The sequence below is a fragment of the Tritonibacter litoralis genome (genome assembly GCF_009496005.1).
GTDB classification, from domain to species: domain Bacteria; phylum Pseudomonadota; class Alphaproteobacteria; order Rhodobacterales; family Rhodobacteraceae; genus Epibacterium; species Epibacterium litoralis.
In genome coordinates, this window is sequence record NZ_WIBF01000008.1 from 200023 (window position 1) to 210687 (window position 10665).

Sequence of the window (10665 nt, forward strand, 5' to 3'; positions counted from 1 at the left end):
TTTGAATTATTTTTCAAAAGAGTGAAAATGGTGGGCGACCCTGGAATCGAACCAGGCGTGCGTCTCCGCGAGGGAGTTACAGTCCCCTGCCACACCTTGCGGCCTGTCGCCCACTGTCAGGTCTGTGTTGCACCTGACGTGGAGGCGTGATTAATACCGCCACCTGCTGGCGTCAACACGAAAATCACAAGATTTTTGCGATGACCCGAAAAATTTTGTCCGGAGCGGAAAATGTCAAAGAAACCCAAGTGGGTCGTCGAAAAAGAACAGGCCAAGCGAGCCGCTGCGGCGGAGACTGTGTGGCTGTTTGGGTTGCATGCTGTGCGTGATGCGCTGCTGAACCCAAAGCGAGAGAAACTGCGCCTGATGGTGACGATGAATGCGCGCGACAAGCTGGCCGATGCCATCGCCGAAAGCGGTATCGAGCCGGAACTGGTGGATCCCCGCAAATTCAAAGCGCCAATTGATCCGAACTCAGTCCACCAGGGCGCTGTGCTTGAGGTCAAGCCACTGGCCTGGGGCGGATTGGCGGATAACTGCATTGGTGCAGAGGTGCCGCGTGTCCTTCTGTTGGATCGGGTGACAGATCCACACAATGTTGGGGCGATCCTGCGTTCTGCTGAAGTCTTGGGCGCAAGCGCCGTGATTGGCACCCGCCATCACTCGGCCCCGGAAACCGGAGCCTTGGCCAAAACCGCCAGCGGCGCGCTAGAGCGTCAGCCTTATCTGCGGATGCGCAACCTGGCCGACACAATCACCGAGCTCCAGTCGATGGGATTTCTGGTTCTCGGGCTCGACGGTGAGGCCGAAGAGACCATCGAAGAGGCATTGGAAGGGCGTACAGGCGATCCGGTTGCACTGGTTTTGGGAGCAGAAGGTCCGGGCTTACGCCAGAAAACCAAGGAAACCGTCGACAAACTGGTGAAGATCGACGCTGCAGGCGGGTTTGGGTCGTTAAATGTTTCAAACGCTGCGGCGATCGCGCTCTATGCGTCGTTGCGCGGGGCAGGAAAATAACGGTTCGTGGTGCGAATTGTTCATTCTTCGGGCAACACACCGAGTTGAGCGGGCTTCAACTCGGTGTGTTTGTACTCTCAATAGTGTTTTTCTATCACATATTCGCGACCTGCCTTGATCGCTGCAGCAGATATGTCTTTTTTGGAGACCTGAATCGAATCCAAAATCCGGCGATCCCCGCCCTTTAGGTAACCACTTGTTATGCAGCTTGTTTCGGCTTCTCTGATTGGATTGACACTGGCCTTGGCGCCGGTTGCAGCTTTGGCTGAGCGTCGGTCATTGGCGCATACGATCTATTATCAGGATCTTGGATATGCGATCGGCGGTTATGATCCGGTCTCCTTCTTTCGCCACGACGAGCCGCTGCAGGGCCAGACCACCTATGCGGTGATGTGGAAAGGGGTGACGTGGCTGTTTTCCTCTGCGGAACATCAAGCGATCTTTGAAGCCAATCCGCGCGCCTATGCGCCGCAATTTGGCGGGTATTGCGCCTATGGGGTTTCGGTGGGCAAGCTGGTGTCTGGCGATCCACACGCGTTTGAAATTCGCGATGGAGCGCTGTTTATGCTGCACAGCCCCGAGGTTCAGGTGCGCTGGAATGGGGCGCGTCAGGAACGGTTGAGTGCTGCGCAGGAAAACTGGCCCGAGATCTTGCGTGACTAGGTTGCGTTGCGCGGGTCCTCTAACTCACTGATTGCATTGCTCACGATTTTGAGAGTGGGCCTTTAACTTTTTGAAATGCGACCCATCTAGTATGGCAGGACTGCGGAGTGGAACCACCGCAGATCTTTTCACTGTCCCTCGTTCCGTACTCAGCGCCCAGTATTGACTGGGCGCATTTTTATTGGTGGTCTGCCCCGGTAAAGCCCGCATTTGATTTGGACAATTGATATGGCCTCTGACGACGACCAGACCATCCGCCACGCGCTGGAGACAGCCAGGACCATCGCCTTGGTCGGTGCCTCGGCAAAACCGGAACGTCCTGCGCATTACGTCGGCCAATTTCTAACAGAGATGGGGCATAAGGTGATTCCAGTGAATCCCGGTCTGGAAGGGCAGACCTTGTTTGGCCAAACGGTCCGGGCTCAGCTCAGCGACATCGCCGAACCGGTGGATATGATCGACATTTTTCGCAAGGTTGAGGCTGTGCCGCAGATCGTTGCAGACGCGCTGGAGGCTTTTCCAAACCTCAAGACGATCTGGATGCAGCTCGGGATCACCCATGCAGACGCCACAGCGCTGGCTGAGGCCCGTGGCGTGACCGTGATCCAGGATCGATGCCCCAAGATCGAGTATCCGCGCCTGATGGCTGTCTAGGCGCGCCTAGGCTGTGGGGCGGGCTGCTTTTTCCGCAATGCCGCTTAGACCCTGACGCTCGGCCAGCACCTTGAGCACATCGTCCAGCGCCACATCGCGAGCGGCCAGCATAACAAGAAAATGATAAAGCACATCCGCGCCTTCTGAGGCGAGCTTGTGCTTGTCGTCTTTCACCGCTTCGATGATTGCCTCAATGGCTTCCTCACCAAATTTTTCGGCGCATTTTTCGGGGCCTTTGGCCATCAGTTTCGCGGTCCAGCTGCTGTCAGGATCCGCGGATTTGCGTGACAGAATGGTGGCTTCCAGATCATGGAGCAGGGTCATCAACGTCTCCTCAGGTCAGGCGCATGGGGATGCCAGCGGCCTGCATGTGCTCTTTGGCTTCCTGGATGGTGTATTCGCCAAAGTGGAAGATGGACGCAGCTAAAACAGCCGATGCACCGCCCTGGGTGACGCCTTCCACCAGGTGATCCAGATTGCCGACCCCGCCCGAGGCGATCACAGGGATATTAACCGCATCTGAAATCGCGCGCGTCAGGGGGAGGTTAAAGCCCGACTTGGTGCCGTCGCGATCCATCGAGGTCAGCAGGATTTCTCCGGCCCCTTTGGATGCTACCAATTTGGCAAACTCAACGGCATCAATCCCGGTTTCTTTGCGGCCGCCGTGGGTAAAGATTTCCCATTTGCCGGGCGCAACCGTCTTGGCATCAATGGCGCAGACAATGCATTGGCTGCCAAATTGATCGGCGCTTTCGGCTATCACATCCGGGTTTGCTACGGCGGCTGAGTTGAACGAAACCTTGTCAGCCCCTGCCAGCAACAACGCGCGCACATCGTCTTTTGTCCGCACACCGCCGCCAACTGTCAGCGGCACAAAGCACTGTTCCGCCGTCCGCCGGACCACATCAAACATAGTGCCGCGGTTTTCATGCGTCGCATGGATATCCAGAAAACAGATCTCATCCGCGCCCGCTGCATCATAAGCCTTAGCGCTTTCCACCGGGTCACCTGCATCGCGCAGGCCAACAAAGTTCACACCTTTGACCACACGGCCATCGGCCACGTCCAAACAGGGGATGATCCGGGTCTTGAGCATATTTTCGTGATCCTGTGCCTTTTCGCAATGCTTCTAGGATGTTCGGCTCTAAAACGCCAGTGCGCAGTGCGTTTTGACTGCGGTGTAGATTGGGAGATTGAGATGAACAAATTTGGAGCTGCTGTTGTGGGAGCGATTGTGATGCCAGCATTGGTTCAAGCCGGAGAGATTGAGCGCGTGAAATCGGCGCATGATGTCCCCACCACGATGGACGCGCTGGAAGCTGCCGTAAACGGTGCGGGTGCAACCGTCTTTGCGCGGGTCGATCATGCCGGTGGCGCGGAAAAAGTTGGGCTGGAACTTGCCCCGTCCGAGCTGCTGATTTTCGGCAACCCTAAACTTGGTACGCCTGCGATGCAGGATGATGCGCTAGCGGGGCTGTTCTTGCCGCTCAAGGTTCTGGTCTACGCCGATGATGCGGGCGATGTCTGGCTCTCCTATGAGGCACCCGCAGCCACTTTGAGCAAGCTTGACGGTATCACCACCGAGGCTGAGTATCTGGCGAAAATGGCTGGGGCTCTGGGCAAGCTGACGGCCAAAGCCGCAAGCAAGTGATCCCTGTTGGATCGTCACCGGTTGCGCGCCCACAGGCGGGCAACCAAAGTAAAAGCGCCCCACAAGATTGCCATGCCCAGGGATATGGGCAGCACAAATAGCGGCCCCCACGCCGCAAAGACACCAAGCCCATAAGCCGTTTCACCGATGTCGCGGCCCAGAACCATACATGGATTGGCAAAGCCTTCGTGGATGGTGCAGTTAAACCCGGCTCCCAGAATAATTACCCCGACCACAGTCAGGAGCCAAACACCAATGGGAGCAAGGGTCAAAACGACAAACAGGCGGTACAAAACGCGCCGCCCGCTCTTTGGGGGACACTGGCCCACGATCAGGCCTTCAGCACCGCCAGTGCTTCGGCCAGGTCAATCGCACCATCATAAAGTGCGCGGCCAGAGATCGCGCCGTTCAGGTGGGCACCACAGGATTTCAACGCCCGCAGGTCATCCAGCGACGAAACCCCGCCCGAGGCAATCACCGGGATGGATACCGCATTGGCAAGGTCTGCTGTCGCCTGCACATTCGGGCCTTTCATCGCGCCGTCGCGCATGATGTCGGTATAGATGATCGCGGCCACCCCTGCGTCTTCAAACGATTTGGCGAGATCGGTGACCATCACATCGGTCTCTTCAGCCCAGCCTTTGGTTGCGACTTTGCCGTTGCGCGCGTCAATGCCCACAGCCACTTTGCCCGGAAAGGCGCGCGCGGCTTCGCGCACCAGATCAGGATTTTCCACCGCAACCGTGCCCAGGATGACGCGGGCCAAACCCTTGTCGATCCAGTTTTCGATGGTCTTCATATCGCGGATGCCGCCGCCCAGCTGCGCGGGCACTTTGGTCTGTTTCAGGATCTCTTCGACCGGGGCGGCGTTCACAGGCTCCCCCGCAAATGCGCCGTTCAGATCCACCAGATGCAGCCATTCGCAACCGGCATTCACAAACTCCAGCGCCTGGGACGCAGGGTTGTCGTTGAACACGGTGGTCTTGTCCATATCGCCATGCAGCAGGCGCACGGCCTGGCCGTCTTTGAGGTCGATTGCGGGGTAAAGGATCATGGCAGCGCGCCTTGTGCAGAAATTCCGTTAGCGGTCTTTTGCACAAGCCAGCACCGGAATGCAACGTGACCCGTAGTCATGCTTGCCCCAATGGGGCGGGCGCAGACAGGGTGGGGGGGTATCTAGGGAGGATAAGATATGAAACTCATGTTGCGCGCGTTTGGCGTGGCCAGCTGTGTGGTCTGGGGCGGTCTGGCATCAGCAGATCCGATTTTGGGCACCTGGCAGACCGAGGCGGACGATGGGGCCTATGCCCATGTGGCCATGAAACCCTGTGGGCCCGCGATCTGCGGCACGATCGAAAAATCGTTCAAAGACGGCGCGGCCTTTACGTCACCCAATCAGGGCAAAACCCTGGTGATCGACATGGCCCCGCAAGGCGGCGGCGCTTATGAGGGCAAAGTCTGGCGACCCTCCAACAACAAGATCTATCTGGGAAAGATGACGCTCAACGGGGATCGCCTGGCACTGCGGGGCTGTGTGGCCGGAGGTCTGATCTGTTCCAAGCAAACCTGGTCGCGGGTCAAGTAGTTACAGCAGCCCCAACTGAACGGGGATTGGCACAAACCCGCGCCGGATCTGTTTTTCGCGACTGGTCTCTGCCAGCCGCAAAGCCTCGGCGTAGGAGTTAAAGTAACTGCGCCGTGTGCTGCCCCCTCCATAACCCAAGGGGCCGCTGGTCAGCTCTACACACCATTCGCCCAGCAAGGTCTGGGTCAGGCTGACCAGACAATAGCGGTGCTGACCTTCCAAATGGTCGAATTTTTCCAGGCGAACGAACACGGGGTGCGGGATCTTTTTCAGCTGTGAAAACGTCCGGCACCTTTGCCTGATTGCGCAGCCGGTGTCCATATTTGCAGTGCTTTTGTGATCCAGCGAAGTTGGCTGCGGTGGCGCAGCGGACACAAGGGGGCTCCCAGACCGCAGGCCTGGGAGCAAATGGGCTTAGACCGCGCCGGTGTATTCGCCACGCGCTGGATAGTTATTGGGGATCGCAAAATCCAATGCGCCGACCAGCTCTTTGAAGTGTGGGCGGACAAATGGCATGGTTTGAACCGCACCGTAATACAGCGTCTGCTGCGGGGTCACCATGAACAGGCCAGGTTCCGAGAACAGCGCAGGTTCTTCGATGCCGATGGAGGTCTTGCCGCGGCTGGTGGAAATATAGAGGCCCCAGTCCTTGGCCACGCTCAGCGGCAGATCGTAGCCAAAGCGCAGTTTCTCCGCGCCAACAGTTTCAACCATCTGGCGCGTGCGCTCTTCTCCGTCCGAGCTGATCGCAATCGACGCCACGCCGCGTTCTGCAAAAGCATCCACCTGTTTTTCGAACTCCTTCAAGTAGGTGGCGCAGATCGGGCAGTGCAGGCCGCGAAAGAAGCAGATCACAGTGCCGCGCTCGGCGGTTTCTGTGGTCAGGTCAAAGGTCCCGTGATTGAGGGTCGGAACGCTCAGGGCTGGGACTTTCTCGCGTGGGATCAACATGGGGGCTCTCCTTTTCAAGCATGTTGAGAACAGGTGTGCCATATGATACTGGTAGGAAATTCCGAAAAACCTGACCGAAAAGCCGAAAATGGATCGCCTGACAACCCTGCTGACACAATTTCACCTCTCTGTAGGATCGACAGAAGTGACCAAGGCCAACCTGGTTGTGTTGCAAGACGGGCAGGGGGTTGCGGTGCGTCTGTGTTACTACACCAAAGGGACGGTGCCCGCCCACGAGGTCGCCCGTGTGTTATGGGCCGGATATGTGGATTGGTCCGGTCGAGTGAACCCTTTTCTGGTCGCACTGCCCAAGGTGGCGACGTATGACCTGGCGGAAAACCCCGAGGCGCAGGGCCTTGTTGAGATCATCTGCAACGAGGCCAAAGGCAAGCGCTGTGGCGCTCAATCCGTGGTAAACCGTCTGGCCGAGGTGCTGATTGTTCGGATGCTGCGCCATCAATTGGAACATGGCGCGACGGAACCGGGGCTTTTGGCTGGATTGGCCGACCCTCGGATCAATCGCGCAGTGGTGGCCATTCACGACCGGCCGGGTCAAAGCTGGGACAATGCTTCACTGGCCCAAGAGGCGGGCCTGTCACTATCACGGTTCTCGGAATTGTTTTCCGCCACGGTGGGAGAGACCCCGATGGGCTATCTGCGCCGGTGGCGTCTGATCTTGGCCCAGCAGGATCTGCAACGGGGCGCGCGTGTTGATGCGGTGGCCCGGCGCTATGCCTATGCCTCGGGAGAGGCGTTTTCGCGGGCGTTTCGCCGGGCTTATGGCGTCTCTCCCATGGCTGTGCGCAAAGGAGAGACCGTCGCAAGCGTTTAAGGCGCCCAGGTCAGAAAGTTTGCAATCATGCGCAGGCCAACATCCTGGCTCTTTTCCGGGTGGAACTGCATACCCAGTACGTTGTCGCGCCCGATCACGGCGCTGACATCTCCTGCGTAATCCACATAGGCCAGGCGTTCCGCTGGATTGGCGACCTGAAAATGGTAGGAATGCACGAAATAGACGTGATCGCCTGAATTGATACCGTCCAAGATCGGATGCGGGTGGTCGATCACCAGATCATTCCATCCCATATGGGGCACTTTGAGCGTGGGGTCTTTGGGTTCGATCTTCAGCACATCACCTTGGACCCATCCGATGCCATCTGTCTTGGTGTATTCATGGCCGGTGGTTGCCAATAGCTGCATCCCCACACAGATGCCCAGGAAAGGGCGGCCTTTCTCTTCGACCGCCTCGACCATCGCATCATAGATACCTTTGTGCCCACGCAGCTCAGCCGCGCAGGCGGGAAAGGCTCCATCGCCGGGCAAAACCAGACGATCCGCCCGTGCCACAACATCCGCGTCCGAGGTCACAACAACCTCGCCTGCGCCGACCTCTTGGGCCATGCGCTGGAACGCCTTCTCGGCGGAATGCAGATTGCCGCTTTCGTAGTCGATAATGGCTGTCAGCATTCAGAGCGCCCCTTTGGTCGACGGAATTGCGTCCGCCTTGCGCGGATCCGTCTCAACCGCGTCCCGCAGTGCACGGGCGACGGCTTTGAACGCAGCTTCGGCAATGTGGTGGCTGTTAAACCCATGCAGCTGATCCACGTGCAGCGTGATGCCGCCGTGGGTCGAGAAGGCCTGGAAGAACTCACGCACCAGTTCTGTATCAAATGTACCGATCTTCTGGGTGGGCAGCTCAAGGTTCCAGATCAAAAACGGGCGCGCCGACAGGTCCAGCGCACAGCGCACCTGGGCGTCATCCATCGGCAAATGGCACTCGCCGTAACGACGGATACCTTTCTTGTCACCCAAAGCTTGCGCAAGGGCCTGACCCAAAGCGATGCCGGTGTCTTCCACCGTGTGGTGATCATCAATGTGATAATCCCCTTTGGCACGGATGGTCATGTCGATCAGAGAGTGGCGAGCCAGCTGGTCCAGCATATGGTCAAAGAAACCGACACCGGTTTGATTGTCATAAGCTCCGGTGCCATCCAGGTTGATGTCGACCGTGATCTCGGTTTCAGCCGTTTTGCGGCTGACATGTGCTGTACGCATGGTTGATCCTTCCAATCCTGCGCCGTGCTTATAGGCGCTGGGACGGACGCGGCTCAAGTGCTTGTCGGTGTCTGCTTGTGAAAACGGTTGCATTTCCCCTGTGATGCCACGTGTTTGCAGCACATCAACAGCATGTGCGGGCAGGAGGAGGGAAACAGAACGATGTCTGTGCTACATCAGAAAGGAAAACACGTTCGGCGTGACAGAGCCGTGTGGCTGAAACTCTTTACTCAAAACACGCGAAACCAAAAGGCCACACGGCGTTTGCCATAAAACAACCCACTCTTTAAAGCAAGCCGGACGCGCTTGAAACAAAATCGCGTCCGGCCAGGAAGTCACCCAAAAAACTCATTACACAGACACCATAACCTAGAATCACGGATCATCACAAAAAAAAGAGCAACAGATTTGTGATTTTTTAGGTGTTGTGAGTTTTTCGATCTAGGATCAGCCTCTTACGAGGCAATCAAACCCTGCGATTTCAGCGTGTCGTAGGCATGATCCACTGCAGTTTTGACGCGGGCAATCATGTCATCCACCTCAGCTCGGGTGATGATCAATGGCGGGCAGAAGGCCAGCGCATTGCCGCCAACAGCCCGCAGAATGACACCGTTTTCCTCACAGGCTTTTTGCGCGGCTGCTCCTGCCGCGCCTTTTGCAAAACTGGCCCCAGTCGTTTTATTAGACACAAGCTCCAGCGCCGCAATCAGGCCTTTGCCGCGCACTTCCCCCACCAGAGGGTGATCTTCAAAGGTTTCGCGCAGCAGCGCTTGGAAATAATCGCCCACGTCCGCCGCATGTTCGAAAACCTTGTCACGCTCAAAAATCTCAAGCGTTTTTAGGGCGGCGGCGCAGGCGGCCGGGTGGCCGGAGTAGGTGAAACCATGGCCAAACACCCCGACCTGATTTGATGGTTCAATCATTGCTTCATACATCCAGCCGGGAATGACGGCGGCGGAAATTGGGAAGTAGGCAGAGCTCAACTGTTTGGCAAAGCTCATCAAATCCGGCTTGATCCCCATGGTGGTACAGCCGAAGTCATTGCCGGTGCGACCAAACCCACAGATCACCTCATCCGCCCAGACCAGGATGTCATGCTTGCGCAACAGCGCCTGCAACTTCTCGTAATAACCCTCAGGAGGCACGATCACGCCCGATGCGCCGGTAATGGGCTCTACAATCATCGCTGCAATTGTATCGGGATCCTCCGCCAGGATCATCTCTTCGAGGTTCTGCAAAATCCGGTCAACAAACTGTGCCTCGGTCTCATTGCCTTTGCGACCTGTATAGTAATGGGGCGCGTCGGTGCGCAGGATGTTCAAATCTTCAACGGGTGCATCGAAATGGGCCAGATTGACGGGCAGGGAGGTCAGCGATCCTGCGGCCACGGTCACCCCGTGATAGCCGCGTTCGCGGGTGATGATCTTGCGCTTCTCTGGCTTGCCAATGGCATTGAAGTAATAGCGCAGCATTTTGAAATGGGAATCATTGGCATCCGAGCCTGAATTGCCAAAGAAGATATAGGCATCCTCAACCGGCACCATCGCGCTGAGCCGATGTGCCAGTTCCATTAAGGCCGGGTGGGTTTTGCCGCCAAAGGAATGCGCAAAGGGCAGAGTATCCAGCTGCGTGGCGATGGCCTGTGTCAATTCGCTGTTGCTGTAGCCAAGGGCCGTGCACCACAAGCCCGCCATACCTTCGATATACCGGTTGCCTTTGTCGTCAAAAACGTAAATGCCGTCGCCACGCACCAGATTAAGCTGCTCCGTCGCTGCCAAATTGGTGGTGGGATATACAACAGATGCCATTTGAATCTCCTGTGCCTGACGTCTGGACCGGTCAGAAAAGCAGGGAAGACAGGTCCCAGTTTTTACTGACAGCGAACAATTGCGCGTTTAATGTTTCGGGTCAAAGGGAATTTGATCAAATTTCAAGATCAAGTTGAGGCAAGCGGCCTAGCACTAAAAATCCACCCAATAGGGCGGCTTTACATGCTGAATTTTAGTGCTTTGTCCGAATGGAGCGGGCGAGGCGATTCGAACGCCCGACCCTAACCTTGGCAAGGTTATGCTCTACCCCTGAGCTACGC

At 57.1% G+C, this 10665-nt stretch carries 15 protein-coding genes and 1 tRNA gene; 6 read left to right on the forward strand and 10 right to left on the reverse strand.

The features are described 5' to 3' along the window. Nucleotides 1–28: 28 nt before the first annotated feature. Nucleotides 29–112: transfer RNA gene (locus tag GFB49_RS13785), tRNA-Tyr, on the reverse strand. A gap of 119 nt (nucleotides 113–231) precedes the next feature. Between GFB49_RS13785 and rlmB the strand changes: the two genes are divergently transcribed. The 3 genes from rlmB to GFB49_RS13800 all read left to right on the forward strand — a co-directional run bounded on the left by rlmB (nucleotide 232) and on the right by GFB49_RS13800 (nucleotide 2334). After that, nucleotides 232–1017 carry a 23S rRNA (guanosine(2251)-2'-O)-methyltransferase RlmB gene (gene rlmB, locus GFB49_RS13790; protein ID WP_153216468.1) on the forward strand — a complete coding sequence of 262 codons (786 nt, stop codon included), beginning with the start codon at nucleotides 232–234 and terminating at the stop codon, nucleotides 1015–1017. 201 nt (nucleotides 1018–1218) lie between these two features. After that, a complete protein-coding gene (locus tag GFB49_RS13795) occupies nucleotides 1219–1680 on the forward strand; it encodes a YHS domain-containing (seleno)protein (RefSeq protein ID WP_153216469.1) in 462 nt (153 codons plus the stop codon). Nucleotides 1681–1908: 228 nt separating this feature from the next. After that, entirely contained in the window at nucleotides 1909–2334 is a 426-nt protein-coding gene (locus GFB49_RS13800; protein WP_153216470.1) for a CoA-binding protein, read from the forward strand. A 6-nt stretch (nucleotides 2335–2340) separates the two neighbouring features. On the opposite strand, the gene GFB49_RS13805 is transcribed toward GFB49_RS13800, so the two are convergent. Both GFB49_RS13805 and hisF read right to left on the reverse strand, forming a co-directional pair. Next, nucleotides 2341–2658, reverse strand: a complete 318-nt coding sequence (locus tag GFB49_RS13805) for a phosphoribosyl-ATP diphosphatase (RefSeq protein ID WP_153216471.1) — start codon at nucleotides 2656–2658, stop codon at nucleotides 2341–2343. 10 nt (nucleotides 2659–2668) lie between these two features. Continuing rightward, entirely contained in the window at nucleotides 2669–3430 is a 762-nt protein-coding gene (hisF, locus tag GFB49_RS13810; protein WP_153216472.1) for an imidazole glycerol phosphate synthase subunit HisF, read from the reverse strand. A 102-nt stretch (nucleotides 3431–3532) separates the two neighbouring features. Here hisF and GFB49_RS13815 point away from each other — a divergent pair, with 102 nt between their 5' ends. Next, entirely contained in the window at nucleotides 3533–3985 is a 453-nt protein-coding gene (locus tag GFB49_RS13815) for a DUF302 domain-containing protein (protein ID WP_153216473.1), read from the forward strand. 14 nt (nucleotides 3986–3999) lie between these two features. Here the strand turns inward: GFB49_RS13815 and GFB49_RS13820 are convergent, their stop codons facing one another. Together GFB49_RS13820 and hisA are read right to left on the reverse strand one after the other, a co-directional pair. Continuing rightward, the gene (locus GFB49_RS13820; RefSeq protein ID WP_246149726.1) at nucleotides 4000–4278 is read right to left on the reverse strand and encodes a hypothetical protein; all 279 of its coding nucleotides are present in this window, start codon (nucleotides 4276–4278) and stop codon (nucleotides 4000–4002) included. Between the two features lie 38 nt (nucleotides 4279–4316). Then, entirely contained in the window at nucleotides 4317–5039 is a 723-nt protein-coding gene (hisA, locus tag GFB49_RS13825; RefSeq protein ID WP_153216474.1) for a 1-(5-phosphoribosyl)-5-[(5-phosphoribosylamino)methylideneamino]imidazole-4-carboxamide isomerase, read from the reverse strand. Between the two features lie 138 nt (nucleotides 5040–5177). Here hisA and GFB49_RS13830 point away from each other — a divergent pair, with 138 nt between their 5' ends. Next, a complete protein-coding gene (locus tag GFB49_RS13830) occupies nucleotides 5178–5570 on the forward strand; it encodes a DUF2147 domain-containing protein (protein ID WP_153216475.1) in 393 nt (130 codons plus the stop codon). Here GFB49_RS13830 and GFB49_RS13835 read toward each other — a convergent pair whose 3' ends face one another. After that, nucleotides 5571–5822: a WGR domain-containing protein gene (locus GFB49_RS13835; RefSeq protein ID WP_343032579.1), complete on the reverse strand. Its 252-nt coding sequence runs from the start codon at nucleotides 5820–5822 to the stop codon at nucleotides 5571–5573. A 162-nt stretch (nucleotides 5823–5984) separates the two neighbouring features. Then, on the reverse strand, nucleotides 5985–6521 hold the full coding sequence (locus GFB49_RS13840) for a peroxiredoxin-like family protein (protein ID WP_153216476.1): 537 nt from the start codon (nucleotides 6519–6521) through the stop codon (nucleotides 5985–5987). Between the two features lie 145 nt (nucleotides 6522–6666). Between GFB49_RS13840 and GFB49_RS13845 the strand changes: the two genes are divergently transcribed. Beyond that, entirely contained in the window at nucleotides 6667–7353 is a 687-nt protein-coding gene (locus GFB49_RS13845; protein ID WP_343032580.1) for a helix-turn-helix domain-containing protein, read from the forward strand. Here GFB49_RS13845 and hisH read toward each other — a convergent pair. The 3 genes from hisH to GFB49_RS13860 form a co-directional block, all read right to left on the reverse strand. Continuing rightward, nucleotides 7350–7988, reverse strand: coding sequence for an imidazole glycerol phosphate synthase subunit HisH (gene hisH, locus GFB49_RS13850; RefSeq protein WP_153216478.1), 639 nt, complete (start codon nucleotides 7986–7988; stop codon nucleotides 7350–7352). The two genes, GFB49_RS13845 and hisH, sit on opposite strands and share 4 nt — an antisense overlap. Beyond that, nucleotides 7989–8576, reverse strand: a complete 588-nt coding sequence (gene hisB / locus GFB49_RS13855) for an imidazoleglycerol-phosphate dehydratase HisB (protein WP_153216479.1) — start codon at nucleotides 8574–8576, stop codon at nucleotides 7989–7991. It abuts the gene before it with no gap. A 455-nt stretch (nucleotides 8577–9031) separates the two neighbouring features. After that, the gene (locus GFB49_RS13860) at nucleotides 9032–10390 is read right to left on the reverse strand and encodes an aminotransferase (RefSeq protein ID WP_343032583.1); all 1359 of its coding nucleotides are present in this window, start codon (nucleotides 10388–10390) and stop codon (nucleotides 9032–9034) included. Between the last annotated feature and the right edge of the window lie 275 nt (nucleotides 10391–10665).

What these genes read in the sequence shown, in the direction of transcription:
- GFB49_RS13805 (WP_153216471.1), bottom strand. Translation starts at nt 2,658, where the DNA reads ATGACCCTGCTCCATGATCTGGAAGCCACCATTCTGTCACGCAAATCC.
- GFB49_RS13815 (WP_153216473.1), top strand. Translation starts at nt 3,533, where the DNA reads ATGAACAAATTTGGAGCTGCTGTTGTGGGAGCGATTGTGATGCCAGCA.
- hisH (WP_153216478.1), bottom strand. Translation starts at nt 7,988, where the DNA reads ATGCTGACAGCCATTATCGACTACGAAAGCGGCAATCTGCATTCCGCC.
- GFB49_RS13795 (WP_153216469.1), top strand. Translation starts at nt 1,219, where the DNA reads ATGCAGCTTGTTTCGGCTTCTCTGATTGGATTGACACTGGCCTTGGCG.
- hisB (WP_153216479.1), bottom strand. Translation starts at nt 8,576, where the DNA reads ATGCGTACAGCACATGTCAGCCGCAAAACGGCTGAAACCGAGATCACG.
- hisA (WP_153216474.1), bottom strand. Translation starts at nt 5,039, where the DNA reads ATGATCCTTTACCCCGCAATCGACCTCAAAGACGGCCAGGCCGTGCGC.
- hisF (WP_153216472.1), bottom strand. Translation starts at nt 3,430, where the DNA reads ATGCTCAAGACCCGGATCATCCCCTGTTTGGACGTGGCCGATGGCCGT.
- GFB49_RS13800 (WP_153216470.1), top strand. Translation starts at nt 1,909, where the DNA reads ATGGCCTCTGACGACGACCAGACCATCCGCCACGCGCTGGAGACAGCC.
- GFB49_RS13840 (WP_153216476.1), bottom strand. Translation starts at nt 6,521, where the DNA reads ATGTTGATCCCACGCGAGAAAGTCCCAGCCCTGAGCGTTCCGACCCTC.
- GFB49_RS13830 (WP_153216475.1), top strand. Translation starts at nt 5,178, where the DNA reads ATGAAACTCATGTTGCGCGCGTTTGGCGTGGCCAGCTGTGTGGTCTGG.
- rlmB (WP_153216468.1), top strand. Translation starts at nt 232, where the DNA reads ATGTCAAAGAAACCCAAGTGGGTCGTCGAAAAAGAACAGGCCAAGCGA.